The sequence below is a fragment of the Amycolatopsis sp. genome (assembly GCF_025464955.1).
Taxonomy (GTDB): domain Bacteria; phylum Actinomycetota; class Actinomycetes; order Mycobacteriales; family Pseudonocardiaceae; genus Amycolatopsis.
This window is the reverse complement of the sequence record NZ_JAODNM010000045.1, coordinates 59,440-85,586: the sequence shown is the minus strand read 5'-3', so window position 1 is coordinate 85,586 and position 26,147 is coordinate 59,440. Positions and strand designations below refer to the sequence as shown.

The window sequence follows — 26,147 nt, the reverse complement described above, 5'->3', positions numbered from 1 at the left end:
GGCGCCCGATGGCGACCGGCTTCCTGGATCGTTCCCGCACGATCGCACCGCCGGGTTGGAGTCGCTGGCTCGTTCCCCCGACCGCCCTCGCGGTGCACCTGTCGATCGGTCAGGCGTATGCGTGGAGTGTCTTCAAGCCGGCCCTCGAGAAAACGCTTCATCTGTCCGGCACCGAGAGCGCGCTGCCGTTCCAGCTGGCCATCGTCATGCTCGGGCTGTCCGCGGCGTTCGGCGGGACGCTGGTCGAGCGCAAGGGACCGCGCTGGGCGATGTTCGTCGCCACGATCTGCTTCTCGGGCGGCCTGCTGGTGTCCGCCCTGGGTGCGTTCACCTCCCAATACTGGCTCATCGTCGTCGGTTACGGGTTCGTCGGCGGTATCGGTCTCGGCATCGGCTACATCTCGCCCGTCTCGACGCTGATCAAATGGTTCCCGGACCGGCCGGGCGTCGCGACCGGGATCGCGATCATGGGCTTCGGCGGCGGCGCGCTCATCGCCTCGCCATGGACGAGCGAGATGCTCACCGACTTCGGGGTCACGCCCCACGGCATCGCGGGTGCCTTCCTGGTACACGGGCTGGTCTACGCCGTGTTCATGTCGCTGGGCACGGTGCTGGTGCGCGTGCCGGCCGACGGCTGGAAGCCCGTCGGTTTCCAACCCAGGACCGACGTCCGGGCGTTGATCTCGACGGCCAACGTGTCGGCGAAGAACGCGATCAAGACACCCCAGTTCTGGTTGTTGTGGGTCGTCCTGTGCTTCAACGTGACGGCGGGCATCGGCATCCTCGAGAAGGCGTCGCCGATGATCACCGACTTCTTCAAGCACACCTCCGTCCCGGTGGCGGCTTCGGCGGCGGCGGGGTTCGTGGCGCTGCTGTCGTTGACGAACATGCTCGGCCGGTTTGCCTGGTCCTCGCTGTCCGACCTCATCGGGCGCAAGAACATCTACCGGGTCTACCTCGGTGTCGGCGCGGTGCTCTACCTGGTGATCTCCCTGACGACGAACTCGTCGAAGCTCGTGTTCGTCCTGTGCGCGATGGTGATCCTGTCGTTCTACGGTGGCGGTTTCGCGACGGCTCCGGCGTACCTGAAGGACCTGTTCGGGACCTATCAGGTCGGCGCGATCCACGGCAGGCTGCTCACGGCTTGGTCGGTCGCCGGGGTCCTCGGGCCGCTGATCGTCGACAGGATCGCCGACAGCGAGAAGTCCGCGGGCAAGCAGGGACCGGACCTGTACGCGACGTCGTTCTACATCATGATCGGACTGCTGGTCGTCGGCTTCGTGGCCAACGAATTCATCCGGCCGGTGAACGCGAAGTTCCACGAGCCGGCCGCCGAGCCTGCCGTCGCGGTGGGGAGTGAGGGCAAATGAGCGAGCCGACAACCGGTCGACGGACCGGGCTGCTGGTACTGGCGTGGGCGTGGGTCGGGATCCCGTTCGTCTACGGCGTCTACGAACTCATCCTCAAGGTCGTCCAGCTCTTCAACGGCTGATCGGGTTGTGAGGTGGGTCACCGACTCAACAGAAGGTAGGGCCCAGGGCGTCTAGGAGACGTGCACATTCTGGGAAAGGTCCTCGTCGGGGGGCTCGCCGTCATCGTGTTCGGCGCGACGGCGTACGGGTACTCGACGATCACGTCGCTCAACGACGGGCTGGCGAGGACCAACGTGATCGGTGCCGGGGCGCAGGACCGCGGACCCGGCGAGCAGGCGCCGGACGGCGCGGTGGACATCCTGCTCGTCGGCCGCGACTCCCGGAACGACCAGTTTGGCAACCCGCTGCCTGCCCAGGTCCTGCAGGAGCTCCGGGCTGGGCCAAACGGCGACGACCTGACCGACACGCTCATCGTGCTGCGCATCCCCAACGGGCAGGACAGCGTCAAGGCGTTCTCGATTCCCCGGGACTCCTACGTCGACCTGCCCGAGGGGCTGGGCAAGGGCAAGATCAATGCGGCGTTCACGCTGGGCAGGCTCGCCGAGGCCGCGAAACTGCGCAGGCAGGGTGTCACCGACAAGGCGGAGATCGATAGACAGTCGCTGACCGCGGGCCGGACCGCGACCCGGGAGGCCGTCGAGAACCTGACCGGGTTGACGATCGACCACTACGCCGAGGTTAATCTGCTCAGCTTCTACGACATCAGCAAGGCCGTCGGCGGCGTCGAGGTCAACATCTGCAAGGCGACCAAGGACGAGAACTCGGGCGCGGACTTCCAGGCGGGACCGCAGCGGATCGAAGGCGCCGACGCGCTCGCGTTCGTCCGTCAGCGGGACGGACTGCCCGGCACCGACCTCGGCCGCGTACGACGTCAGCAGGTTTTCCTCGCGTCGCTGGCCAAGTCGATCCTGTCCGCCGGGACGCTGGCGAGTCCAGGAAAGCTCGGGGACCTGATCGCCTCGGTGAAGAAGTCGGTCGTGCTCGACGACAACTGGAACCTGCTCGACTTCGTCCAGCAGCTGCAGGGTTTGTCGGGCGGGAACATCGGTTTCAAGACCATCCCGGTCGGCAACGTCGATTACCGCTACAGCGCGACTGACCACAGGCTGACCGCGGTGCAGGTCGATCCCGTACAGGTCAAGGCTTTCGTGGCCGGGTTGCTCGGTGGGGCCGCGCCACCGGCTCCGCCATCGCCCGACGCGGGGCCGTCCGTGACGGTCGACGTCCACAACGCCGGCGACAAGGAAGGCCTCGCGGCGAGGGTCGCGTCGGTCTTGAAGACGCAGGGCTACGCGCCGGGGCAAGCCGACAACTCGACGGCGAAACGGCGTACGTCGCTCGTGCAGTACGGGTCGGGTATGGCCGCGAAAGGCGCGGAGGTGGCGAAGGCGCTCGGCGGCCTCACCGCGCAGCAGTCCGCGGATGTCCCGGCCGGACACATCGTCGTCCTGCTCGGACAGGTCTACTCGGGTCCCGGTGCCTCCGACGGCGGTGCCGCCACCCCGAGCACGCCGCCCACCGGCACCCCCGGCACCCCCAAGCCCAGCGACCCCGTCTCCGCCGCCGACACCGCCGCCTGCGTCGACTAACCGCAATCTCACGTGCACCGGCGGCAATCTCACGTCGACAGCCGGCAAACTTGCTGCGGACGCGAGTTTGCCGGCTGTCGACGTGAGTTGGTCGGCTGTCGACACGAGTTCGACGTCGGGGTGGTCACGTGACGAGGAGGCTGTCGTCGATGCGGATGGTCGGGAGGACTTGGATCTGCAGTACGCCGATCATCGAGTCAGATGTGGTCATCCGGATCCTCTCCAACGGGGTACAGCTCGGTCGCCGTGGTGGCGATCAGGTCCACCGATTGTCCCTCGGGCAATGCTGTCGCCGCCAATGCGTTCAGGACACGCCGGTAAGCCTGGATCTCCGGTTTTTCCTCAAGGAACAGGCTGGAGGTCTCGCTGTCTAGATACACCACCGGCCCGAAGTCGGCGGATTCGATCAGCGCGAAGTGCCCGGAGATGCCCGCGTGCGCGCCCAGCGTCGCCGGTACGACCCTGATCGAGATGTACTGGCGGACTGACATTCGCAGCAGGTGGTGCAGCTGGTCCGACATGACGTCGACACCGCCGACCGGCAGCCGCAGCACGAACTCGTGCAGGAAGAACGTGAACTGCGGATGCGGCGAACGGCTGAAGAGCGACTGTCTCGCCAACCGGGCAGCCACCCGTTCCTCAACCTCGCTCGAGGGAACGTTTGCCACGTTGCCGCCGAGTTCTCGGCTGCGGATAGTCGGTTCGCGGTCGTCCATCCGGCGAAAGCAGACCCCGCGCCACGATTTTCCGCGGCGGCGCGGGGCCATGTCCCCTGAACAGCCGCGGGTTGTCCCGCGGGCAAGTCAGGCGATCGGTTCCAGGCGGATGACGATGGCTTTCGACACGGGGGTGTTCGACGTGTCAGCGACGGAGTCCAGTGCTATCAACGCGTTCGCCTCGGGAAAGTACGCCGCGGCACAGCCGCGAGCGGTCGGGTACGACACCACGCGGAACCGTTCCGCGCGACGGTTTCCGCCGCGCCACTCCGAAACGAGGTCGACCAGCTGGCCGTCGGCGACACCCAGTTCCACGATGTCGTCGGGGTTCACGAACACCACGCGGCGGCCGTTTTCGATGCCGCGGTAGCGATCCGACAAGCCGTAGATCGTGGTGTTGTACTGATCGTGGCTCCGCAGGGTCTGCAGCAGCAGCCGCCCCTGCGGCACGCGTGGGTACTCGAGCTCGCTGGCGGTGAAGTTCGCCTTGCCCGTCTTCGTCCCGGTGAACTCCCGCGAGTCACGCGGTGAGTTGGGCATGACGAAGCCGTCGGGCTCGCGGACGCGCGCGTTGTAGTCCTGGCAACCCGGGACCACCGCGGCGATCCGGTCGCGGATGAGGTCGTAGTTCCGCTCGAAGTCCTGCCACGGCACGGGATGCTCGGCGCCGAACAGCGCGCCGGCCAGCCGGCAGACGATCGCGATCTCCGAGAGCAGGTGTTCGCTCGCCGGGTGCAGCCGTCCCCGCGACATGTGCACGGCGGACATCGAGTCCTCGACGGTCACGAACTGCTCGCCGTCCGCCTGGACGTCGTGCTCGGTGCGGCCCAGCGTCGGCAAGATCAGCGCCGTGCGTCCGTGCACGACGTGCGAACGGTTCAGCTTCGTCGACACATGCACCGTCAGCTCGCAGGAGCGCAGCGCGTTCTCGGTCAGCTCGGTATCCGGTGTGGCAGAAGCGAAGTTGCCGCCGACGGCGAAGAACACCTTGCCCTTGCCGTCCCGCATCGCGCGGATCGAGTCGACGGTGTCCATGCCGTGCTTGCGCGGGATCGGGATCCCGAACTCGTCCGACAGCCGCGCCATGAACGTCTCCGGCATCTTCTCCCAGATGCCCATCGACCGGTCGCCCTGGACGTTGGAATGCCCGCGCACCGGGCAGAGGCCCGCGCCGGGCTTGCCGATCATCCCGCGCAGCAGCGCGAGGTTCGCGACCTCTTTGATCGTCGGCACAGCGTGCTTGTGCTGGGTCAATCCCATGGCCCAGCAATAGATCGTGCGCTGGGACTCGATGAGCATCCGCGCGATGTGTTCGATCTGCTCGCGGGGGAGTCCGGTCGCTTTGTCGACGTCGTCCCAGTCGAGGTCGCGGACCTGCTTCTGGTACTCGTCGAAGCCGTTTGTGGAACTGTCGATGAACTGCGCGTCAAGGACGGTCCCCGGGGCTTCCTGCTCCGCTTTCAGCAGCAGGTGCCCGAGCGCCTGGAACAGGGCCAGGTCCCCGCCGAGCTTGATGTGCGCGAACTCGTCCGCGAGTGGGCTGCCCTTGCCGACTACGCCGCGGACGTTCTGCGGGTTCTTGAAGCGCATCAGCCCGGCCTCGGGCATCGGGTTCACCGCGATGACCTTGGCGCCGTTGGCTTTCGCCTCTTCGAGCGCGGAGAGCATCCGCGGGTGGTTCGTGCCCGGGTTCTGCCCGACGACCACGATCAGGTCGGCGTGGTGGATGTCGGCGAGGCTGACCGAGCCCTTGCCGATGCCGGTGGTCTCCGACAGCGCCGCGCCCGAGGACTCGTGGCACATGTTCGAGCAGTCCGGCAGGTTGTTCGTCCCGTAGGAGCGCACCAGCAGCTGGTAGAGGAACGCGGCTTCGTTGCTGGTGCGGCCCGAGGTGTAGAAGATCGCCTCGTCCGGGTCGTCGAGCGCGTTGAGCTCGGCGGCTACCAGTGAGAACGCGTCGTCCCACGAGATCGGTTCGTAGTGGGTCGCGCCTTCGCGCAACACCATCGGCTCAGTGATCCGACCCTGCTGACCCAGCCAGTAGTCGGTCTTGACTCGCAGGTCCTCGATCGGGTGCTTGGCGAAGAACTCGGCCCCGACCCGGCGTTTGGTCGCCTCTTCGGCGACGGCCTTCGCGCCGTTCTCACAGAACTCGGCCATCTTGCGCTTCTCGCCGTGCGCCTCGCGCGGCTCCGGCCAGGCGCAGCCGGGGCAATCGAAGCCCTCGCGCTGGTTGAGCAGGCGCAACGTCTTGACCGTGCGGCCCGTGCCCATCTGCTCCACGCCGCGCAGCAGCGAGACGGCCACTCCCGGAATCCCGGCTGCCCAGTCCTTGGGCTTGCCCACTTCCAGAAGGGTCTCGTCGACGTCGTGTTCAGGCGCTTTGCGGGTCACGTCCCCCATGGTGCGCCAGCTACTCCGCTTTCGCGAGTACGGGGGTGGCTTTCAGACCCCGGTCGAGCACGGTGACCCCGAGCAGAACCACGCTGGCGACCACCAGTGACCAGGCCAGGCTGTGGAGCCCGCCCGACCCCGCATGTGTTCCGAAGCACAGTGCTATCAGCGTCGACGCGGCGATCGCGCCCAGGTACTGCGCGGTCCGGAACAGGCCGCTGGCGGTTCCCATCTGCTCCGCCGGCGCTTCGCGGTAGAGCGTCGTCTGATTGGTCACACTGGTCAGCCCCTGTGCGAGCCCGAAGAGCGCGCCGATCCCGAGCAGGGCGTAGAGCGCGGTGCCGCTGCCGACCAGCAGCAGGAGCGCGGACCCGGCGACCAGCGCGACCGCGGTGATGATCAGGCGCGCCCGGACGCCGTTGGTCCGGCCGGTCGAGGCGGCCGCCACGACGGCGACCAGCGACATCGGCAGCAGCATCGCGCCCGCTGCTGACTCGCTCAGCCCGCGGCCTTCCTCGAGCCACTGCACGTAACCGAACATGATCGCGTAGATGACGAGGTACGACAGCGCCTGGCGCAGGTACGTCCGCAGGATCGCACTGTTCGCTCCGAGCATCCGCAGGTCCAGAAACGGCTGTGGCGAACGCAATTCGACGAAGCCGAACGCCGCGCCGAGGACGACGGCGATGCCGAGCAGGTACAGATCTCCGACACCGGGACTCATCACGTAGAACAACACGGAAAGCAGCGTCAGCGAGAACAGCGCGATGCCGAGCACGTCGATGCGGCCGGACGGCGCGGGACGGTCGGCTCGGTTGTCTTTCGGCACCCAGAGGATCGCGAGGAGCATCGCGGTGCCGGCGAGCGGGATGTTCACCGCGAAGATCGCCGGCCAGCCGAACAGGCCGATCAACGCGCCGCCCAGCGTCGGGCCGATGACCATGATCGTCTGTGAGGAGAGGGAAAGCACGGAGAGCACGCGTGCGGGGACGCCTTGGCCGGTCGCTTCGGCGTGGTGCCGGAGGACCGCCATGGCCGCCGGGAAACCAGCGCAGGTCCCGATTCCCAGGACGACGCGGACGCCGATCAGCCAGCCGACGGAAATCGGGAACATCCCGGCGATCCCGGCCAGCAGCACGATCGTCGCGCCACTGAGCAGCACCTTGTGGGCGCCGAAGCGGTCTACGAACAGGCCGACGACGGGCTGCCCGACGGCCGTCGCGAGGTAGAGCGCGGAGATCAGCCAAGCGGTCTGCCCGGGACCGGCGCCGAAGCTCTGGCCGATGGGCACGAGTGCGACGGCGATGAGCGTCGAGTTGATCGGATTGAGGATCGCGCTGGCCACCAGCGGGGTGACCATGCGCGGACTGAACCGCTTGGTGAGGTCGGACGTGGTTTCCGTGCTCGTGGTGACTCCTAGCATTGGGCAAGGCGCCGCAGCAGCGGCAGCGCGTCGGTGACGGTCTTGAGCTCTGCTTCGGTGAGCTCCGCGGCCATGGCGTCGGCCAGCCATTCGGCGCGGTGCTGGTGCACCCCGCGGACGGTGCTGCGGCCAAGGTCGGACAGCGCGATCATGGTGCGCCTGCCGTCGTTGGCGTCGCGCGTCCGCGTGAGGTGGCCGAGCTCGTCGAGGACGGCCAGCGTTGCCGCCATGGACTGCTGGCGGACGTGCTCGGCGGTCGCGAGTTCGGCCTGCGTGGCCGCGCCGTCGCGGTCGAGCCTGCTCAGGACCGCGGATTGCGACGGCGTGAGCACCTCGGCGTTGTCGACCTGGCGCAGCCGCCGGTGCAGCTGCCCGACGACCCCGCGCAGTTCACCCGCGGAGTGTGCGACGTGGTTCGAGACCATAACCACAGTCTAGACTGTTGAGTCCGTCCTGTGCATCTCGGCGGGATGTGAGAACGACCTCTCAGGGGCCGCAACCGTCCGTCAGATCGATGCTGCGATTGTCCATAACGGACAGCCTTCGCCCAGTGACGTGACGCTCCTCAATCGCCGTGGGGTGGTGATCGTTACCGCCGGTGAGCACGCCGGATGAAACGCGCGTGCGCGGGTTCGTAGACTTGACAATGTGACCGAGAACGCTCCTCAGCAGCAGACCGACCTTCCGGGTGCCTGGAACCCGGCCGAAGAAGAAGCCACGCTCTACCAGGGTTGGGTAGACGCCGGATACTTCACGGCCGACGCGACGTCGGACAAGCCGCCGTTCACGGTAGTCATCCCGCCCCCGAACGTCACCGGCTCGTTGCACATCGGGCACGCCTTCGAGCACACGCTGATCGACGCGGTCACCCGCTACCACCGCATGCTCGGCGACGAGACGCTGTATCTGCCCGGGATGGACCACGCCAGCATCGCGGTGCACGCGCTCGTCGAGAAGCAGCTGCGCGCCGAGGGGACCAGCCGCCGCGAGCTCGGCCGCGAGGCGTTCGTCGAGCGCGTCTGGGAGTGGAAGGAACAGTACGGCGGCAAGATCCTGGCACAGATGAAGCGCCTCGGTGACGGCGTCGACTGGTCCCGCGAGCGCTTCACCATGGACGACGGGCTGTCCAAGTCCGTCAACACGATCTTCAAGCGGCTCTACGAAGACGGCCTGATCTACCGCGCCGAGCGGCTGGTCAACTGGTCGCCGGAGCTGCGTTCGGTGCTGTCCGACGCCGAGGTCGAGCACAAGGAGGTCGAGGGCGAGCTTGTCTCCATGCGGTACGGCGACGGTGCCGACGCGATCGTCGTTGCGACCACGCGGATCGAGACGATGCTGGGAGACACCGCGGTCGCCGTGCATCCCGACGACGAGCGGTACGCGCATCTCGTCGGCACGGAGGTCGAGCTGCCGCTCACCGGCCGCCGGATCCCGATCGTGGCGGACAAGCACGTCGACCCGGAGTTCGGCACCGGCGCGGTCAAGGTGACTCCGGCGCACGACCCGAACGACTTCGAGATCGGCCAGCGGCACGGCCTCGCGATGCTGACGATCATGGACGAGACGGGCCGGATAGCCGACACCGGCACGGAATTCGATGGGATGGACCGGTTCGAGGCGCGGGTCGCGATCCGCGAACGCCTGCGCGAGCTGGATCGGATCGTCGCGGAGAAGCGCCCGTACCTGCACAGCGTCGGTCACTCGGAGCGGTCGAAGGAGCCGATCGAGCCGCGGCTTTCGCTGCAGTGGTTCGTCAAGGTGGGCCCGCTGGCCAAGGCCGCCGGTGACGCCGTGCGCGACGGCCGGGTCGACGTGCACCCGGTGGAGCTGCGCAAGCGGTACTTCGACTGGGTCGACAACCTGCACGACTGGTGCATCTCGCGCCAGCTGTGGTGGGGCCACCGGATCCCGGTCTGGTACGGCCCGAACGACGAGGTCGTCTGCGTCGGCCCCGACGAGCAGCCGCCGAGCGGCGAGGGCTGGCACCAGGACGAGGACGTCCTCGACACCTGGTTCTCGTCCGGGCTGTGGCCGTTCTCCACCCTCGGCTGGCCCGAGAAGACGCCGGACATGAACAAGTTCTATCCGACGTCGGTGCTGCTCACCGGCTACGACATCCTGTTCTTCTGGGTCGTGCGGATGATGATGTTCGGCATCTACGCCACCGGCGAGCCGCCGTTCAAGACCATCGCCCTGCACGGCATGGTGCGCGACAAGTTCGGCAAGAAGATGTCGAAGACAGCGGGCAACGGCGTCGACCCCATCGAGTGGATGGACCTCTACGGCACCGACCCGGTGCGCTTCGCGCTGACCCGCGGCGCCAACCCGGGCACCGACCTGCCGATCAGCGAGGAAGCCGTCACCGGTGCTCGCAGCTTCACCACGAAACTGTGGAACGCCACGAAGTTCGCCATGATGAACGGCGCCACCGTGGCGGGCGAAGTGCCGCCCGTGGCCGAGCTCACCGAGGCCGACCGCTGGATCCTCGGCCGGCTCGACCTCGTCGTCGGCGAGGTCACCGCGCAACTGGCCGACTTCCAGTTCGCCAAGGCCAGCGAGACGCTCTACCAGTTCACCTGGAACGAGCTGTGCGACTGGTACCTCGAGCTGGCGAAGGTGCAGTTCTACGACGGCACCGAAGAGGTCGCTGGGCGTACCAGGCTGGTGCTGGGCCACGTGCTCGACACCGTGTTGCGGCTGCTGCACCCGTTCATCCCGTTCATCACCGAGAAGTTGTGGACCTCGCTCACCGGCGGCGAGTCCGTCGTCGTGGCGCAGTGGCCGACGGTCACCGGCGGTTACGCGGACCCGGTCGTCGACGGCCGGATCGCCGACGTGCAGAAGCTGGTCACCGAGATCCGCCGGTTCCGCGCGGACCAGGGCCTCAAACCGGGGCAGAAGGTCGCGGCGAGGCTCTCCGGTCCCGGGTTCGACGAGCTGTCCGGGCACGCGGACTCCGTCCGTTCGCTCGTCCGGCTCACCGTGGGAGAAGACGGCTTCGCGCCGAGTGTGTCGGTCGAGGTCGGGTTGACCACGGGCGCCGCGAAGATCGAACTCGACCTGTCGGGCACGGTCGACGTCGTCGCGGAGCGCAAGCGGCTGCAGAAGGACCTCGGGGCGGCGCAGAAGGAGTTGGCGCAGGCCGACGTCAAGCTCGCCAACCAGTCGTTCATGGACAAGGCGCCGGAGCCGGTTGTCGCGAAGATCCGGGGCCGCCGCGAGACCGCCCTGACCGACATCGACCGGATCACCGCACTCCTGGCGGCCCTGCCCGAGGCGTAGTTTCCGGCTCCAAAGCCCCCTCGGGGCCACCCTTGTGGCTTCTAACGCCAGTGCGGCGGCCGCCATCAGGATGGCCCCGAGGGAACGCCGTGGGGCTGATGGGGCAAGTGGGTGCTGCTGTGGCGTTGCGGCTCGCGTGCGAGCGACTCGGGGGATGTTTAGTACAAATCATTTGTAGCGGGGGACGTTTCGTCCACGACGGCACCGGACTGGCCAACCCCAGTCACACCGACACCACCAGCCCCACAGACGCGGCCTCTGATCCAGTCCACGTGCCCAGGCCGCCCCTGTCCCAGCTGCCGTAGACCGGACCCCCACACGACGTTCCCGCCCTACACAGTCGTACTCCAAGCCCCCTCAAGGCCACCTTCAGCTGCTGGCGCGCCCGGCTTCGATCAGCGCGAGCAGGCCGGGCCCGAGGCGCACGTCCGCCTTGGTCGCCAGGGAAGTAGGCATGGTCGGCACCGGGTCTTTCAGCGGCCGGAAGCTGACGCCCGGCACGGGGAGCACATTGGTGTGGGCCTCGTAGAACACCGTCCACTGGGGGGCTGCGAAGCCGAGGGTGCCGAGAGTGTCCTGCGCGGTGGTGAACTCCTTGCCGAAGCGCGGCTCGAACCCGGCTTCACGGCATGACCCGACGATGAGGTCGTAGAGCGTCGGGTTCCGTTCTCGCGTACTGAGTCGCAGCGGCAGATCCTTCAACTCGGCGAAGCTCACGACGTCCTGCTTAGCGAGCGGGTGTGCCGATGGCAGCGCGACGAAAACCCTGTCCTCCCAGAGCGGCGTGAAGTCCAGCTCCGGATGCTCCCAGTCGCCCCGCACCAGCGTCGCGTGCAGTTCGCCGGAGCGGACCTGCCGCAGACGTAGCTCGGTCGGTGCGTTGACGAGCTCGAGCTGGACGTCCGGGGCGCGCCGGACGAACTCGCCGAGCAGCCGTTCCAGCCGGTCGCCGATGCCCTCGGTGGTGCCGAGCCGCAGCGTGCTCGCCGCTTCGGCGCGGAACTCCTCGATCGACGCGAGCGCGCGCTCCTCCGCGGCCAGAACTTCCTTGGCGTGCGGCAGAAAGAGCTGCCCCGCCTCGCTCAGCCGCACACTGCGCGTGGTGCGGTCGAACAGCTCGACGTCCAGCTCGCGCTCGAGCCTCCGCACCTGCTGGCTGACCGCGGACTGGACGATGTGCAGCCGTTCGGCCGCCTTGGCGAAATGGAGCTCCTCGGCCACGGCGAGGAAATAACGCAGCTGACGCAGTTCCACCACGTGGCCCCCATTCATCACGGTTCGTGATGAGTCTAAGCCGTCTTTGCTCCTCGGCCCGAATCCCTCCCAGAGGTTGACTGGGTCCACCAAGGAAAAGGGGGCACGATGCCGAATCTCACCGTCAACGGAACCGAGCTCTACTACGAGGACGAAGGTGCCGGACGCCCGGTGGTGTTCCTGCACGGCTGGGGGACCAGCGGCCGGGTGTGGAACGCCCAGCTGCCCGAGTTCGTCCGCGAACACCGCGTCATCACCCTGGACTGGCGCGGTTGCGGCCGCTCGGGGCGGCCGGCCGCGGGCAACACCATCGCCGGGGTGGTGGCCGACGTCGTCAGTGTCCTCGACCAGCTCGCCCTGGACGCGCCGATCGTCGTCGGCTCGTCGATCGGCGCCGTGTTCGGCACCGACCTGGCGTTGCGCCATCCCGGCCGGATCGGCGGCCTGGTCGTCGTCGACGGTCCCGGTTACTGGCCCGCGACCGCGATAGTCGACGAAGTGCTGGCACTGCCCGGAAAACTGGCGGCTGATCGCGCGGGCACGGTCGTCGACTGGGTGTCCGGCTGGTACGCGCCGGGTGTGTCACCGGCATTGGTCGACTGGACCGTCCGGCAGGTCCTGGACGCCGGGGTGTACATCGACGAGCTGCTCACCGAGAGCACCACCCACGACCCGCGTCCGCTGCTGCCGGGACTGACCGTGCCGATCGCCTACCTCCACGGCGAGCTCGATCCGGCGATCCCCCTCGACGTCCCGCGGACCTGTGCCGCGCTGACCGCGGCAGCCGAGTTCCTGGTGATCGAGGGAGCCGGGCACATGCCGCATCAGGAGCGCCCGGCCGAGTTCAACGCATCGCTGCGGCTCGCGCTCAAGAGTGTTGCACCTTAAGGGAAAAGGACGATCATGGGCAAGGTAGAAGTTCAGCCCACGGCGGCCCGCTGACCGTCGGTGACCTCGCCGACGAGGCTGCCGCGGCGGCGGCGGACGCGGGGCTCACGTCGTATCACGTCGTCGGGCATTCGCTCGGCTCCGCGGTCGCGACGCATCTCGCCGCCACCCGGCCCGAGCGGGTCGAGTCCCTTTTCCTGCACGCCGGTTGGGTTCGTACCGACGCTCGCATGGACGCGGAGTTCCGCTTTTGGCTCGAGCTGCTGGCTCTGGACAAGGCGCTCTTCGCGCGAGCGCTCCCGCTCATGGCGTTCGGGCCGCGGTACTGGGCCGGCGTGACCGCGGAAGGCAACGAGGCCCTCGTGACGGACCTCATCGGCATGATCGCGCCGGGTGCGGACCGGCAGACTCAGGTTGACCAATCCGTCGACCTCACCGCGCTGCTTCCGCTGGTCACCGCACCGACGCTGGTCTTCGGGAGTGCCCACGACCGGCTGATCGATGCCGTCCAGCAGCGGGAGCTCGTCGTCGGGATCCGCGGCGCGCGGTACGCCGAGATCGAGGCCGGGCAGGGGCCCCTGGTGAGGACCCCGCCGACTTCGTCGATGCGATCGTCAGCTTCCTGGACGGCTTGCCGGGAAGCTGACCGGTGGCGTCACCGCAGCGCCGCGTAGATCAGGCTGGCCACCCCGGCCATCCCGCGCTGGAACGGGTGGTAGGCGGCCGCGGCGAAGATGTTGTCGTGCTGGCCGTTGATCCACGCGGCGCCGGCCCCCGCACAGATGTCATGGCCGGACGACGGACCGAAGGTGTCCACAAAGGACGACTTCGCGTCGGTGGCGACAGCGTGCTGGATCGCCGAGTTGATGGCCGTCTCGACTTCGGTCAGCCACGCGTAGTCGCCGTCGGCGATCGGCAGCACGCTGGGGCAGTAGCCGGTCGCCGGGGCGATTCGCGGATAGCCGACAGCCAGCACCTTCGCCTGGGGTGATCGCACGTGGATGCCGTGCAGCACGGCGGTGATGTTGGCCTGGGTCGCGGCCAGTGCCGCCTTCGCCGTGTCGACGCCGTTGATCGTGAAGTGCCGCTGGCACGGGTCGCCCGTCGGATCGGAGGCGCGCAGACCGGGGCAGGTCGCGATGAGTTCGCCGAACACGCCCGAGTCGTTGGCGCCGATCCCGATGGTGACCAGGTCGGTGTCGATCCGCAGTCCGGTGAACTGCGGATCGTTCGAGCCGAGGAGGACGCCCTGGTCCTGGGTCATGTCCGCAGTGGTCGCGCCCGCGCAGCTGACGTCGGTGTAGGACCGCACGTTCAGTTTCGCCGCCAAGTAGGCCGGATAGTTCGAAGTGGACCGCCCGCAGCCGAGCGGGTCGAGCCGCTGGCTCGGGATGAACGGGCCCGAAGTGTAGGAATCGCCCAACGCAACGTAGTTCGAGTAGTTCGAGTGGCTCGAGTGGCTCGGCGCGAGCGGGGCCGCGGTGACGGCCGCCGCGGTCAGGGTGGAGGCCGTCAGCGAGAGCATCGCCAGGGCACTGGTGAGGACTATCCGGTTGGCACGCATGAAATCCCACATCCTTCGCAGGTCTTCCGACGTCGCGATTCCGCGGACACAGTTGAGGTTTTAGCCACTCCTGGCGGCCGCCGACTGCCGCCAATCGGGTAGTCAAGACCAAGCTTCACTCGGGAGGGTTATAACAACGGGTGATATTCGTGTTGCTTACGGTGTATATCGAAGCTGGTCGTGAACCGGGGCTTCCGGCCGGGCACTGCCGGTAACCGCAGCCGGTCAACCCGCACGTAGACTCGGGCAGGTCAGGTCAGAAGTACGAGTTGGGAGCTGTGCGTGCCGCGAGGTGAGGCCGGCGACTCCGGCGAAGAGTCGTTCGACACCGAGGAGTTCCCCGGCGGCGAGGTACGGGGGCGGCCGGAGCTGTCCGATTTGGACAGCTACGCCGGGGTCGACGAGCTCGGTCCGCGTTCCCACGAGTACGGCGACGACTCCGAAACCTCGCTCGACGGGCCCGACGCGGCTTACTCCGCGGGTGGCGGCGCCGGCGGCGGGATCGGCGGGGTCGGCCAGCTCGGCGACAACGTCGTGCTCGGCCCGGTCCCGGATCTGCAAGGCACCGAAGACCTCGAACTCCACGAACTCGATGACCAGGGCGGCCCTGAAGCCGCCGTCGACCCGAACGGTCCCGAGGCCCGTCGCGAGCTGCTCAAGGTCGAGGCGGAGCTGAACCAGCGCTGGCCCGAGACCAAGATCGAGCCGTCGCTTTCGCGGATCTCCGCGCTGGTCAACGTGCTGGGCGAGCCGCACCGCGGGTACCCGGTCCTGCAGGTCGCGGGCACCAACGGCAAGGGCTCGACCACCCGGATGATCGACGCGCTGCTGACCAGGATGGGCCTGCGGGTCGGCCGGTACACCAGCCCGCACCTCCAGCTCGTCACCGAGCGCATCGCCCTGGACGGCGCGCCGATCTCGGCCGCGCGGTACGTCGACCTCTACCACGACATCGCGCCGTATGTGGCCATGGTGGACGGAGCCGGGCAGCCGGACGCGCCCCCGATGAGCAAGTTCGAGGTCCTCACCGGGATGGCTTTCGCAGCCTTCGCCGACGCGCCCGTGGAAGCCGCCGTGATCGAGGTCGGCATGGGCGGCTCCTGGGACGCGACGAACGTCGCCGACGCCGACGTGGCAGCGATCACCCCGATCGGCATCGACCACGTCGAGTACCTCGGCAGCGACCTCGCCGGGATCGCCGCAGAGAAGGCCGGGATCATCAAGTCCGGCAGCGTCGTGGTCATCGCCGAGCAGGACCCCGAAGTGCTCAAGGTGCTGCTCGCGCGGGCTGTCGAGGTCGACGCCAGCATCGCCCGCGCCGGCAGCGAATTCGGCGTGCTCAGCCGCGAGATCGCCGTCGGTGGCCAGCTGCTGAAGCTGCAGGGGCTCGGCGGGGTCTACGACGAAATCTTCCTGCCTCTCCACGGTGCCCACCAGGCGGCCAACGCGTCGCTGGCGCTCGCCGCGGTCGAGGCGTTCTTCGGCGCCGGCGCCGAGAGGCAGCTTGTCATCGAGGCCGTCCGCGAGGCCTTCGCCGAGGTGGAGATGCCCGGCAGGCTGGAGCGCGTGCGCTCGGCGCCGACCGTACTGCTCGACGCCGCGCACAACCCGCACGGCGCCAAGGCGCTGGCGGCGGCGGTGGCGGAGGAGTTCGCGTTCCGGCGCCTCGTGGGCGTGGTCGCGGTGATGTCGGACAAGGACGCGCGCGGGATCCTCGAAGCGTTGGAACCGGCGATCTCGGACATCGTGGTGACGGTCAACAACTCGCCGCGGGCGATGCCGCTGGAAGAGCTCAACGCGCTCGCCATCGAGGTCTTCGGTGAGGACAGGGTGATTGCCGAGTCCGCGATGGATTCCGCGATCGAGACCGCCATCGGCCTCGTCGAGCAGGGCGACAACCCGGAGGAGTCGATGTCCGGGGGCGGCGTGCTGATCACCGGGTCGGTGTTCACCGCGGGCGAGGCCCGGACCCTGTTCGGCAAGGAGCCTTCATGACCGAGGAGACCGCTAGTCAGGTCAAACCGCCCGCCAAGGACCCGATGAAGTCCTTCCGCGGGGTCATGGCCGGTTCCCTGATCATGGAGGCCATCGCCGTCGCGCTCGCGCTGCCGGTGATCTCGCACCTCGGCGGCGGCGTCAGTTCCGGCGCCTGGTGGGCGGCGATGGGCGTCGCGCTGGCGCTGGTCGTCCTTTGCGGACTGCTCAAGCGGTCGTGGGCGGTGCCCGCCGTGCTGGTGCTGCAGTTCGCGCTGATCGCCTTCGTCGTGGCCTCACCCGGGCTTGCCGTGCTGGGCCTGATCTTCCTGGCCTTCTGGCTCTGGGTGCTTTGGCTGCGCCGCGACGTCGCCCGCCGTATGGCCGAAGGCCGGTTGCCGAGCCAGCAGCAGACGACTCCCGACGCCTGAGCGTCACGAAGCCGCCCATAGACTGCGCGCGTTAACACGCATTCACCAAAGGAGAAACACCGTCGTGACTGAACGCACGCTGGTTCTGGTCAAGCCCGATGGCGTCGAGCGCGGACTGGTCGGTGAGGTCATCTCGCGTATCGAGCGCAAGGGGCTCAAGCTGGCCGCCGTCGAACTGCGCACTGTCGAGCGCTCGGTCGCCGAGGAGCACTACGCCGAGCACAAGGAGCGCCCGTTCTTCGGTGAGCTGATCGAGTTCATCACCTCGGGCCCGCTCGTCGCGCTGACCGTCGAGGGGCCGCGCGCGATCGCCGCGTTCCGCCAGCTCGCCGGCGGCACCGACCCGGTCGAGAAGGCCACCCCGGGCACGATCCGCGGGGACTTCGCGCTGGAGACGCAGTTCAACCTGGTGCACGGCTCGGACTCCCCGGAGTCGGCCGAGCGCGAACTGAAGCTCTGGTTCCCGGAAGGCTGAGCCGGGTCCAGGGGTGGGAAAGCGCCTGTCGTCCGGCCTTTTCCACCCCGGTTTTCAGTCTTCAGTAGCCTCGGGTGTTATGAGCACGCTTCCTCTCGCACCCGAGGAGTACCTGTCCCTGCTAGAGGGACTCACCTCGCGGTTCCAGCACACCCTGCGGACGGCCGAGCTCGACAGCCCGGTGGTGTCCTGCGGGGACTGGCGCCTGCGGGACCTCGGCGCCCACCTCGGCGACATCCACCGCTGGGCGGCCCGGATCGTGATCACCGGTGAGCGGCCCGAGCAGGCCTTCGCCTCTGATCCCGGCCCAGGCGTTGCCGATTGGTATGCCGACTCGGCGGCGGAGTTGATCGAGGCCTTTCGCGGCGCCGATCCGGCGGCACCTTGCTGGCATTTCGGCGGCGGCGGCAAGGACAAAGCCTTCTGGTTCCGCCGCCAGGTCCAGGAGACCGCGATGCACCTGTTCGACGCTTCGCTCGCGGCGGGCGCGCCGGTGAGGTTCGCGCCGGTGGTCGCCGCCGACGGGGTCGATGAGGTGTTGACCGTCCTGCTGCCGAAGGTGCAGCGGTGGCACGCGGCGCCACCGCTGCCGAAACCCCTGCTCGTGCGCACGGTCGACACGGGTCATGCGTGGCTGGTGCGTCCCGCTGACGGGGACGGTCCTCCGCTGGCCAGTACGGTCGCCGACGGCGAAAACGCCGAGACGAGCGTCGAGGCGTATGCCGAGGATCTGTTGCTGTTCATGTGGAAACGGCGTCCCGCCGGTGAATCCGGGCTGAAGACCACCGGCGAACCCGCGGTGTCGATGGACTTCCTCGGCGCCGGGTTGACGCCGTAGCAGGTAATCGGTCGATTTTTGTCGGTGGTCGGCTCTAGGGTGCGTGATGTGGACGACACCCCTGTAAACGACCGGACGATGGTCCAGGCCAAGGCGTTGGTGAAGCGGTTCGGCGAGTTCGAAGCCGTCAGCGGTATCGATGTGGAGGTCGCGCGCGGGGAGGCGTTCGGTTTCCTCGGGCCGAACGGCGCCGGCAAGTCGTCGACCATGCGGATGATCGCCTGCGTTTCCCCGCGTACCGAAGGCGATCTCCGGGTGCTCGGCATGGACCCGGATGTCGACGGTCCGCACATCCGCGCCCGCCTCGGGGTGGTGCCGCAGCAGGACAACCTGGACAACGAGCTGACCGTCCGGCAGAACTTGCAGGTCTACGGCCGGTATTTCGGGCTTTCCCGGGCACACGTGAAGCGCAAGGCCGTCGAGCTGATGGAGTTCGCCCAGCTCACCGACCGCGCCGACGAGGAGGTCGAGCCACTCTCCGGCGGGATGAAGCGGCGGCTGACCATCGCCCGGTCGCTCGTCAACGACCCGGAGCTGCTGCTGCTCGACGAGCCCACCACCGGGCTCGACCCGCAGGCGCGGCATCTGTTGTGGGACAGGCTTTTCCGGCTCAAGGCCCAGGGTGTCACGCTGATCATCACCACGCACTACATGGACGAGGCCGAGCAGCTGTGCGATCGCCTGGTCGTGATGGACAAGGGCCGGATCGTGGCCGAGGGCTCCCCGGCCGCACTCATCGCGAAGCACTCCACCCGCGAGGTCCTCGAGCTCCGGTTCGCCCCCGGTGAGCAGGAATCGTCCGCCCGCACGGTGGAGGACCTCGCCGACCGGGTGGAGGTGCTGCCCGACCGGGTGCTGCTTTACACCGCGGCCGGGGAGTCGACGCTCGAACAGGTCCACGCCAGGGGAGCGCGGCCCGTTTCGAGCCTCGTGCGGCGCAGTTCGCTGGAGGACGTGTTCCTGCGCCTCACCGGCCGGACGCTGGTCGACTGATGGCCGTCGATCCCGCCGTGGGGAACAACGCCGTGGGGAACAACGCCGTGGGGAACGCTGTCGGGACGATCGCGTCGACCGGTCGCGTGGTCGGTACCTGGCGCGGCGCGTTCCTGCGGTTCGAGGGGTACTGGACCTGGTACAAGCGGTACTGGACGGCGAACCTGTACTCCTCCGGGCTGCAGCCCGTGCTCTTCCTGGCCGCGATGGGGCTCGGCTTCGGTTCGCAGGTGCCTGCCGGTCCGGCGACCGGAGGCCTGTCCTATCTGCAGTACGTCGCACCCACCCTGCTGGTGTCCGGCGCGCTTCAGATCGCCATCGGTGAATCGAGTTACGGCGTCCTGTCCGGCTTCAAGTGGCAGCGGGACTACATCGCCGCCACCGCGACCCCGATCTCACCGGGGCAGGTGTTCGGCGGGCAGCTGCTCTGGGTGTCGGTCCGGCTGACACTCGCCGGAGCGGTATACGCGGTGGTCGCGCTCTTCTTCGGCGCCTGGACGAACGCGGGCGCCATCCTGGTCGTGTTCGTCGGCGCCATGACCGGGCTCGCGTGCGCGACTCCGGTCATGGCGATGGCCGCGACGACCTTCGATGAGGGGGCGCGATTCGCGCTGCTGGCCCGGTTCGTGGTGATGCCGATGACACTGTTCTCCGGCACGTTCTTCCCGATCGGGCAGCTCCCCATCTGGCTGCGCTGGCTGGCGTGGATCTCCCCGCTGTGGCAAGGCAACCAGTTGGCCCGCGGGGTCAGTGTCGGGGGCGTCGGCGGATGGGAGATGGTCGGCCATTTCGCCTTCCTGTGCGCGGTGTTCGCGGCCGGCGCGATAGCGGCACGCACCTACTTCTACCGTCGGCTGGTGGTCTGAATGGCGGTCCTCGATCGGCCGAAACGCGGCGGCCTGCTCCTGCGGATGCTCCCGGCCGGGATGTACTCCGGGCGCGCGAGCGCGCTCGTCGAACGGTCCATGCTGGTCTACTCGCGCGCTTGGCTGCTGTTCGTCTCCGGGATCTGCGAGCCGTTCTTCTACCTGCTCGCGGTGCAGTTCGGCCTCGGGAAACTCGTCACCCAGGTCGTCGGGCCGGGTGGTCACCCGATCAGCTACGTCGCGTTCGTCGCGCCGGCGATGCTGGCGTCCTCGGCGATGAACGGCGCGGTGTTCGACTCGACGTTCGGCGTGTTCTTCAAGGTCCGGTACGCCAAGACGTACGACGCGATGCTGGCCACCCCGATCGGCCCGTTCGACATCGCGCTCGGGGAGATCAGCTGGGCGGTGATCCGCGGCGGGATCTACGCGGTCGCGTTTTTCGGCGTAATGGCCGCGATGGGCCTGGTCGTGACACCGTGGGCGATCCTGATCGTGCCCGCGGCGATCCTCGTGGCCTTCACCTTCGCCGCGGTCGGCATGGCCTGCTCCACCTTCCTGCGCTCGCCGTCCCAGTTCGACTTGGTCCAGCTCGCGCTGGTGCCGCTGTTCCTGTTCTCCGCCACCTTCTACCCGCTGACGGTGTATCCGCACGCGCTGCGGATCGTGGTGGAATGCTCGCCGCTGTACCACGGGGTCGAGCTGATGCGGGGGCTCTCGGTCGGGGTACTCTCGCCGGGCATGTTCGGCCACGTCGCGTACCTGCTCGCGCTCGCCCTCTTCGGCCTCTACGCGACCTCCCGCCGCCTAGGCAGCCTCCTGCTGCGCTAAGCCCCGCTACCGGGTCGGGCCGGTGGAAGGGAGATTCGGATCGCGGGCGGGGAGTACGGCGGCCGTCGCGTTGACCATGCCATGGCCGTAGAAGCCGTTGTAGCCCTCGTATCCGGCGCAGTAGGCGTCCTGGGTGCCGTCGCCGGTGAGGTCGTAGTCCGCCGGGCAGGCGATCGGGACGGCCTCGTTGTCGAGGGCGGCGCGCAGCTGTTTCGGGCCGAACGACGGGTGCGCCGACGCCAGCAGCGCCACCACGCCGGCCGCGTGCGGAGCGGCCATGGACGTGCCGCACAGCGGCGCATATCCGCCAGGGACAGTAGAAAGCACGCACTGACCAGCGTCGCCGCCAGGAGCGGTGACGTCGATCACGCCGAGACCGTACGAGCTGTAGCCGGCCTTCACCCCGTTCGCCCCGACAGCGGAAACGGCGACGACGTCCCGCAGGCCGGCCGGCAGCGCCTCGCAGCCGGGGCCCGTGCCGTCCTGGGGTGTCGAGGGCCGGCCGGAGCCGGGCGACGGTGTCAGGTTCACCGCTTCGTTCGTCGCAGCCGCGACGTTCAGCGTTCCCGCCGACGTCGCGTACTCGACGGCGCGGGCGATGACCTCGTGCACGACGTGGTCGTCGCCGGAGTGGGCGCAAGACAAGCCCCACGGGTTCACGAAGAAACTGCTGTTGGTGACCTTCATCCGCGCTTTCGCCGCCCACATGAGCCCGCAGACCACGGCTTCGGGGTCGACGTACCCGCGGTCGTCGATGACCTTGACCGAGGCGATCCGGACCCCGGGCGCCACGCCGGTGATCCCGGCGTTGTCGGCGGCCGCGGCGATGATGCCGGCGACGTGCGTTCCGTGCGGGGAAGTGGTCTGCGACCAGGCCTGTTCCGCCGTGTCGGGGGCGCCGGTGAGGCAGCCCGCGGACAGGTCGGGGGCGATCGCGCGGGCGAGCTCCGGTTGATTCGGGTCGACGCCCGAATCGAGTACGCCCACCACGACGTCGCGGCTTCCCGGGTTGATCGCCCTGGCGGCCGGAGCACCGATGGCGCGCATGTCCCACTGCTCGGCCGAACGGTCTGCTTTCGGCGTCGCCGCGTCGTCGGCCGAGCCTTCCTGCGAGCGGCTGACCACCTGTTTCGGCTCCGTTGTGCTGCTGTTGGCCTGTTGCGCGGCAAGCCGTTCGCCCTGCGCGCTGAACGCGCGCCCGGGTCCGATCCGGCCGGCGAAGGCGGGGTCCGTCGAGGTGGCGACGGCGACCGCGATCTGGGGGTAGTACACGGTGGTCGACCCGCAGGCCGCGGCGATCTCGCCGGTCGCGGCGGCCGACGTCGTCCCGCGGTCGAAGTCGAGGACGTAGCGCAGCGGCCGCTCTGCCACGGCGCACGGCGTCTGCGGAGCGAGGCTCGGAACACTGGCGACCTCGACGGCGTTCACAGTGCTGACGGCAGGTGTCGGCTCGACCGCGGGGTTCCCGGCGGACACGTTCCCGGACAGGGCCACGGCGGCGAGCGCGGCCGCCAGCAGCGGCCGCCCGAACACGGACACCGGGCCTCCAACCGGACAGCGGACGGGGTGATCGACGTGCCGGGGCCACACTCCCGCCGGCGCAGGTCTCGAGCCGCACGCTAGCCACCCGGCTCCGGCCGGACAAGCTCTCGGCGAAAGTTCGCCCGGCTGGTGGCCGCGGCGCGCCCGGGACGCGCCGCGGCACCGACCGGACGGTCTCTTGGTCGCTGTGTGGGATACTCGGTGTGGCCGCTGGGTCGACGGGCACCGCGAGAGGCGGGGCCCGGAGGCGTTGTGGCCCGGTGACGTGCTGAACGAGCACCATGGGAGTCGCTGCTCGGGGTATCGGGCGGCTCGACGACGTGGGAAGCGATAGACGCGACGAGCTCAGCCAGCGTGCCGCCGAGTGACCTGCCATCGACGGGCAGCCGGACCCCGGCGCCGTCGCGGCGAGAGGCAAGGATTCCCGTCGTCGGTGACCACCACGGCGGACACAACAGAAAGGGGCCCCTGCGCGGCCGCGTCCTTCCGGTGCATACCGGCAGACGCGCCCGGGGGCGAAGGAGATATATGTCGAACGCGGAAACACCCGCCGAGAACACCGGCGGGAATACCGCCACATCCTCGGCCGGTTCGCTGGACGGGTTGCCTGCCAGGATCAGGGTGCACGCACTGGCGAAGCTGCTCGGGTCGAACAGCCGGGATCTGCTGGCCAAGCTCGCGGAACTCGGGGAGAGCACTCGGAGCGCGCAGTCGAGCGTGACGAGGGATGTGGCAGTGAGGCTGGCCGGGGCACTGGGCCTCGGCGGGCAAGAGGCGTCGGCCGAACAGCCCGCCGCAGAGGAGCCGCAGATCGCGGTAGCCGAAGAGAGCGCGCAGCGCGCCGAGCCCGCACCGGCGGAAGCCGAAGTCGCTCCGGTTGTCGAGGAAGCCCCGGCCCGTCGCCGCAGGCCCGCCGCGCACGTACCGGTCTTCGCCGCGCCGTCGCCGATCTTCCTGCCGCCCGAGCCCGCCGCTGCGCCCGTGCGCAAGCAGCAGCCCGTGCCGGTCGAGGACGAAGTCGTCGAGGACGAGCGCACGCAGGCGGCCGTCGAGTCCGTCGAGCCCGGTGAAGGCGACCAGGACGGCGACAACGACGGTGACGGTGACGACCCCAACGGTCGGCGGCGTCGTCGTCGCGGCCGCCGTGGCCGTGGTCGCGGCAAGGGTGGCGACGAAGGCGGTTACGAGGGTGCCGAGGGCGAAGACGAGCAGTCGTCGGAGCCGGAGCCGGAGCGCGCGCCCAGCCAGAAGCGCGGCCGTAACCCCAAGAGCGTCGCTGCCGTCGTCGAGGAGGGCGAAGCCGCCAAGGCCGAAGCGGATGCCCAAGCAGACGCCGACTCGGACGCCGACAACGACGGGGACAGCGCCAACAAGCGCCGCCGTCGCCGCCGTCGCCGCAAGGGCGGCGAGGACGACTCGGCCGAGACTTCGGGTGCCGCCGGTGGTTCCAGCGGCCACTCGGCCGACGACGACCCGCCCAACACCGTCGTCCATGTCCGCCAGAGCAAGGGCGAGGCGCCCGAGCGTGAACGCCCGGCCCGTGACGAGGTGCGCAGTGTGCGCGGCTCGACCCGGCTCGAGGCCAAGCGCCAGCGCCGCCGTGACGGCCGCGAGGCCGGACGTCGTCGTGCGCCGATCCTGTCCGAGGCCGAGTTCCTGGCCCGCCGGGAAGCCGTCGACCGCACCATGGTCGTGCTCGAGAAGGACGACTCCACCCAGATCGGTGTGCTCGAGGACGGGGTCCTCGTCGAGCACTTCGTGACTGATTCCAGCACCGGTTCGATCGTCGGCAACGTCTACCTCGGCCGCGTGCAGAACGTGCTGCCGTCGATGGAGGCCGCCTTCATCGACATCGGCCGCGGCCGCAACGCCGTGCTCTACGCCGGCGAGGTCGACTGGGACGCCGCCGGGCTCGAGGGCAAGGCTCGCAAGATCGAGCAGGCGCTCTCCAGCGGCGACAGCGTCCTCGTGCAGGTCACGAAGGACCCGGTCGGGCACAAGGGCGCCCGGCTGACCACCCAGATCTCGCTGGCCGGCCGTTACCTCGTCTACGTGCCCGCCGGCGGCGCCACCGGCATCTCCCGCAAGCTGCCGGAAAACGAGCGCCGCAGGCTCAAGGACATCCTCAAGCGGATCGTCCCCGAGGACGCCGGTGTGATCATCCGCACCGCGTCGGAGGGCGTCGACGAGGAGGAGCTGGGCCGCGACGTCCGCCGCCTGACCGCCCAGTGGGAGGTCATCAAGGAGAAGGCGGAAGCGGGCAGCGGCAAGAAGTCCAGCGGCCCGACCATGCTCTACGAAGAGCCGGACCTGCTGGTCAAGGTCGTCCGCGACCTGTTCACCGAGGACTTCGGGAAGCTCGAGGTCCAGGGCGCCACTTCGTGGGAGACCATCAGCACCTACGTCGAGCACGTCGCGCCTGACCTCGCGAGCCGCCTCAAGAAGTACGTCGGGACCGGTGACGTCTTCGCCGAGCACCGGATTGACGAGCAGATCACCAAGGCGCTCGACCGCAAGGTCTGGCTGCCCTCGGGTGGTTACCTGGTCATCGACCGCACCGAGGCGATGACGGTGATCGACGTCAACACCGGTAAGTACACCGGTTCCGGCGGCAACCTCGAGGAGACCGTGACCAGGAACAACCTGGAGTCCGCCGAGGAGATCGTCCGCCAGCTCCGGCTGCGCGACATCGGCGGCATCATCGTCATCGACTTCATCGACATGGTGCTCGAGTCCAACCGCGAGCTCGTGCTGCGTCGCCTGACCGAGTGCCTCGGCCGGGACCGCACGCGTCACCAGGTTGCCGAGGTCACTTCGCTGGGCCTGGTCCAGATGACCCGGAAGAAGATCGGCACCGGGCTGCTCGAGGCCTTCTCGACCCCCTGTGAGCACTGCAAGGGCCGAGGCGTGGTCGTCTCCACCGAGCCGCAGCGCACGGCGGGCAGCACCGCGTCGAACGGCGGCGGACACACCCAGGCCGGCGGTTCGAACGGTGGCAATGGCAACGGCGGCGGCAATGGCAACGGTGGTGGGAACGGCGGGCAGCAGCAGAGCGGCTCGCGTCGGTCCCGCGGCCGCGGCGCCAAGGGCGAGGACAGCGGGCACACCGAGGCGCCGGCGGCGCCCCGCGTGGAGCCGGTCGTCCCGGCCCCCACGCCGGAGCAGCGGGAGTCGGTGGTTTCGGCGGTCCAGGCGATGGCCAACGCGTCGAAGGTCGCGTCGGGCGAGCACCGGGAACACGGCGAGCACACCGAGCACCACGAACACGCCGAAACAGCTCCTCAGCAGATCGAGCAACCGGCTGTCAACGGTCACGCACGGGCTGCTGAGCCCGAGGTGGCACCCGCTGCCGAACCGGTGGTCACAGCGGCTGAGAAGCCCGCTGAGACACCCGAGAACGTGGTGGCAGAGGAAGCAGTACCCGAGGTCGACGTACCGGCTCCGGCCGGGCGCAGCACGCGTCGTCGTCCCCGTCGCGCGGCTTCACGGCCGGCCGGTCCGCCGGTCAGCGCGGACAAGAACTAGTTCGAGCGGGTTACGGCTACCCCGGGTCACACCCCGATCCGGGTAGCCCGTAACCTGTAATGCGGCCCGCCGTTAGAGCGGGTCGCATTGTGCGAGCACCGGACCGCCTTCGGGCGGGCCGAGCGCACAAGC

At 68.8% G+C, this 26,147-nt stretch carries 21 protein-coding genes and 1 pseudogene; 15 read left to right on the top strand and 7 right to left on the bottom strand.

The annotated features are described in order from the left end of the window. The first annotated feature begins 8 nt into the window (after nt 1-8). From JWQ81_RS10015 to JWQ81_RS10005, 3 genes are read left to right on the top strand one after another with little or no spacing between them, the layout of a single operon-like run. Nucleotides 9-1,370 carry an OFA family MFS transporter gene (locus tag JWQ81_RS10015; protein ID WP_297539875.1) on the top strand — a complete coding sequence of 454 codons (1,362 nt, stop codon included), beginning with the start codon at nt 9-11 and terminating at the stop codon, nt 1,368-1,370. Beyond that, on the top strand, nt 1,367-1,492 hold the full coding sequence (locus JWQ81_RS10010; protein WP_297539873.1) for a hypothetical protein: 126 nt from the start codon (nt 1,367-1,369) through the stop codon (nt 1,490-1,492). Before JWQ81_RS10015 ends, JWQ81_RS10010 begins: the two co-directional genes overlap by 4 nt. Nucleotides 1,493-1,552: 60 nt before the next feature. Then, nucleotides 1,553-3,022, top strand: a complete 1,470-nt coding sequence (locus JWQ81_RS10005) for an LCP family protein (RefSeq protein WP_297539871.1) — start codon at nt 1,553-1,555, stop codon at nt 3,020-3,022. Between the two features lie 197 nt (nt 3,023-3,219). Here the strand turns inward: JWQ81_RS10005 and JWQ81_RS10000 are convergent, their stop codons facing one another. From JWQ81_RS10000 to JWQ81_RS09985, 4 genes are all read right to left on the bottom strand, one after another. Further along, nucleotides 3,220-3,738 carry a DUF5753 domain-containing protein gene (locus tag JWQ81_RS10000; protein ID WP_297539869.1) on the bottom strand — a complete coding sequence of 173 codons (519 nt, stop codon included), beginning with the start codon at nt 3,736-3,738 and terminating at the stop codon, nt 3,220-3,222. Between the two features lie 87 nt (nt 3,739-3,825). Further along, complete coding sequence (locus JWQ81_RS09995) at nt 3,826-6,132, bottom strand: FdhF/YdeP family oxidoreductase (protein ID WP_297539867.1); 2,307 nt, start codon at nt 6,130-6,132, stop codon at nt 3,826-3,828. A gap of 19 nt (nt 6,133-6,151) precedes the next feature. Then, nucleotides 6,152-7,477: an MFS transporter gene (locus JWQ81_RS09990; RefSeq protein ID WP_297539950.1), complete on the bottom strand. Its 1,326-nt coding sequence runs from the start codon at nt 7,475-7,477 to the stop codon at nt 6,152-6,154. 71 nt (nt 7,478-7,548) lie between these two features. After that, the gene (locus tag JWQ81_RS09985) at nt 7,549-7,980 is read right to left on the bottom strand and encodes a MarR family transcriptional regulator (protein ID WP_297539865.1); all 432 of its coding nucleotides are present in this window, start codon (nt 7,978-7,980) and stop codon (nt 7,549-7,551) included. A gap of 223 nt (nt 7,981-8,203) precedes the next feature. Here JWQ81_RS09985 and JWQ81_RS09980 point away from each other — a divergent pair, with 223 nt between their 5' ends. Further along, entirely contained in the window at nt 8,204-10,837 is a 2,634-nt protein-coding gene (locus tag JWQ81_RS09980; RefSeq protein ID WP_297539863.1) for a valine--tRNA ligase, read from the top strand. Between the two features lie 369 nt (nt 10,838-11,206). On the opposite strand, the gene JWQ81_RS09975 is transcribed toward JWQ81_RS09980, so the two are convergent. Continuing rightward, nucleotides 11,207-12,094, bottom strand: a complete 888-nt coding sequence (locus JWQ81_RS09975; protein WP_297539861.1) for a LysR family transcriptional regulator — start codon at nt 12,092-12,094, stop codon at nt 11,207-11,209. A 105-nt stretch (nt 12,095-12,199) separates the two neighbouring features. On the opposite strand from JWQ81_RS09975, the gene JWQ81_RS09970 reads away from it, so the two are divergent. The 3 genes and pseudogenes from JWQ81_RS09970 to JWQ81_RS44855 all read left to right on the top strand — a co-directional run bounded on the left by JWQ81_RS09970 (nt 12,200) and on the right by JWQ81_RS44855 (nt 13,653). Continuing rightward, nucleotides 12,200-12,979: an alpha/beta hydrolase gene (locus JWQ81_RS09970; RefSeq protein WP_297539859.1), complete on the top strand. Its 780-nt coding sequence runs from the start codon at nt 12,200-12,202 to the stop codon at nt 12,977-12,979. Beyond that, nucleotides 12,943-13,203, top strand: a pseudogene (locus JWQ81_RS44860) (alpha/beta fold hydrolase); the annotation flags it as partial. The gene JWQ81_RS09970 and the pseudogene JWQ81_RS44860, both read left to right, overlap by 37 nt. Before the next feature lie 6 nt (nt 13,204-13,209). Continuing rightward, nucleotides 13,210-13,653 (top strand): hypothetical protein, encoded by a 444-nt coding sequence (locus JWQ81_RS44855; RefSeq protein ID WP_366942277.1) that lies wholly within the window; start codon nt 13,210-13,212, stop codon nt 13,651-13,653. Here JWQ81_RS44855 and JWQ81_RS09960 read toward each other — a convergent pair. Beyond that, the gene (locus JWQ81_RS09960; RefSeq protein ID WP_297539857.1) at nt 13,635-14,543 is read right to left on the bottom strand and encodes an SGNH/GDSL hydrolase family protein; all 909 of its coding nucleotides are present in this window, start codon (nt 14,541-14,543) and stop codon (nt 13,635-13,637) included. The genes JWQ81_RS44855 and JWQ81_RS09960 overlap by 19 nt on opposite strands. A gap of 369 nt (nt 14,544-14,912) precedes the next feature. Here JWQ81_RS09960 and JWQ81_RS09955 point away from each other — a divergent pair, with 369 nt between their 5' ends. From JWQ81_RS09955 to JWQ81_RS09925, 7 genes are all read left to right on the top strand, one after another. Beyond that, on the top strand, nt 14,913-16,538 hold the full coding sequence (locus JWQ81_RS09955; protein ID WP_297539945.1) for a folylpolyglutamate synthase/dihydrofolate synthase family protein: 1,626 nt from the start codon (nt 14,913-14,915) through the stop codon (nt 16,536-16,538). Beyond that, nucleotides 16,535-16,948 carry a DUF4233 domain-containing protein gene (locus tag JWQ81_RS09950; protein ID WP_297539855.1) on the top strand — a complete coding sequence of 138 codons (414 nt, stop codon included), beginning with the start codon at nt 16,535-16,537 and terminating at the stop codon, nt 16,946-16,948. The genes JWQ81_RS09955 and JWQ81_RS09950 overlap by 4 nt, the downstream gene beginning before the upstream one ends. Nucleotides 16,949-17,012: 64 nt before the next feature. Further along, the gene (gene ndk, locus JWQ81_RS09945; protein WP_297539854.1) at nt 17,013-17,423 is read left to right on the top strand and encodes a nucleoside-diphosphate kinase; all 411 of its coding nucleotides are present in this window, start codon (nt 17,013-17,015) and stop codon (nt 17,421-17,423) included. Between the two features lie 79 nt (nt 17,424-17,502). After that, on the top strand, nt 17,503-18,261 hold the full coding sequence (locus tag JWQ81_RS09940) for a maleylpyruvate isomerase family mycothiol-dependent enzyme (protein ID WP_297539852.1): 759 nt from the start codon (nt 17,503-17,505) through the stop codon (nt 18,259-18,261). Between the two features lie 78 nt (nt 18,262-18,339). Then, a complete protein-coding gene (locus JWQ81_RS09935) occupies nt 18,340-19,254 on the top strand; it encodes an ABC transporter ATP-binding protein (RefSeq protein WP_297539943.1) in 915 nt (304 codons plus the stop codon). After that, nucleotides 19,254-20,120 carry an ABC transporter permease gene (locus JWQ81_RS09930; protein ID WP_297539850.1) on the top strand — a complete coding sequence of 289 codons (867 nt, stop codon included), beginning with the start codon at nt 19,254-19,256 and terminating at the stop codon, nt 20,118-20,120. The genes JWQ81_RS09935 and JWQ81_RS09930 overlap by 1 nt, the downstream gene beginning before the upstream one ends. Then, nucleotides 20,121-20,948, top strand: a complete 828-nt coding sequence (locus JWQ81_RS09925; RefSeq protein ID WP_297539848.1) for an ABC transporter permease — start codon at nt 20,121-20,123, stop codon at nt 20,946-20,948. It abuts the gene before it with no gap. A 6-nt stretch (nt 20,949-20,954) separates the two neighbouring features. Here the strand turns inward: JWQ81_RS09925 and JWQ81_RS09920 are convergent, their stop codons facing one another. Continuing rightward, complete coding sequence (locus JWQ81_RS09920; protein WP_297539845.1) at nt 20,955-22,487, bottom strand: S8 family serine peptidase; 1,533 nt, start codon at nt 22,485-22,487, stop codon at nt 20,955-20,957. Nucleotides 22,488-23,018: 531 nt separating this feature from the next. Here JWQ81_RS09920 and JWQ81_RS09915 point away from each other — a divergent pair. After that, nucleotides 23,019-26,015 (top strand): translation initiation factor IF-2 N-terminal domain-containing protein, encoded by a 2,997-nt coding sequence (locus JWQ81_RS09915; protein ID WP_297539844.1) that lies wholly within the window; start codon nt 23,019-23,021, stop codon nt 26,013-26,015. Nucleotides 26,016-26,147: the final 132 nt, after the last annotated feature.

Bases quoted from the DNA above. Each gene is read 5' to 3' on its own strand.
- JWQ81_RS10015 (WP_297539875.1), top strand. From the start codon at position 9: ATGGCGACCGGCTTCCTGGATCGTTCCCGCACGATCGCACCGCCGGGT.
- JWQ81_RS10010 (WP_297539873.1), top strand. From the start codon at position 1,367: ATGAGCGAGCCGACAACCGGTCGACGGACCGGGCTGCTGGTACTGGCG.
- JWQ81_RS10000 (WP_297539869.1), bottom strand. From the start codon at position 3,738: ATGGACGACCGCGAACCGACTATCCGCAGCCGAGAACTCGGCGGCAAC.
- JWQ81_RS09985 (WP_297539865.1), bottom strand. From the start codon at position 7,980: ATGGTCTCGAACCACGTCGCACACTCCGCGGGTGAACTGCGCGGGGTC.
- JWQ81_RS09970 (WP_297539859.1), top strand. From the start codon at position 12,200: ATGCCGAATCTCACCGTCAACGGAACCGAGCTCTACTACGAGGACGAA.
- JWQ81_RS44855 (WP_366942277.1), top strand. From the start codon at position 13,210: ATGGACGCGGAGTTCCGCTTTTGGCTCGAGCTGCTGGCTCTGGACAAG.
- JWQ81_RS09960 (WP_297539857.1), bottom strand. From the start codon at position 14,543: ATGCGTGCCAACCGGATAGTCCTCACCAGTGCCCTGGCGATGCTCTCG.
- JWQ81_RS09950 (WP_297539855.1), top strand. From the start codon at position 16,535: ATGACCGAGGAGACCGCTAGTCAGGTCAAACCGCCCGCCAAGGACCCG.
- JWQ81_RS09940 (WP_297539852.1), top strand. From the start codon at position 17,503: ATGAGCACGCTTCCTCTCGCACCCGAGGAGTACCTGTCCCTGCTAGAG.
- JWQ81_RS09935 (WP_297539943.1), top strand. From the start codon at position 18,340: ATGGTCCAGGCCAAGGCGTTGGTGAAGCGGTTCGGCGAGTTCGAAGCC.
- JWQ81_RS09930 (WP_297539850.1), top strand. From the start codon at position 19,254: ATGGCCGTCGATCCCGCCGTGGGGAACAACGCCGTGGGGAACAACGCC.
- JWQ81_RS09925 (WP_297539848.1), top strand. From the start codon at position 20,121: ATGGCGGTCCTCGATCGGCCGAAACGCGGCGGCCTGCTCCTGCGGATG.
- JWQ81_RS09915 (WP_297539844.1), top strand. From the start codon at position 23,019: ATGTCGAACGCGGAAACACCCGCCGAGAACACCGGCGGGAATACCGCC.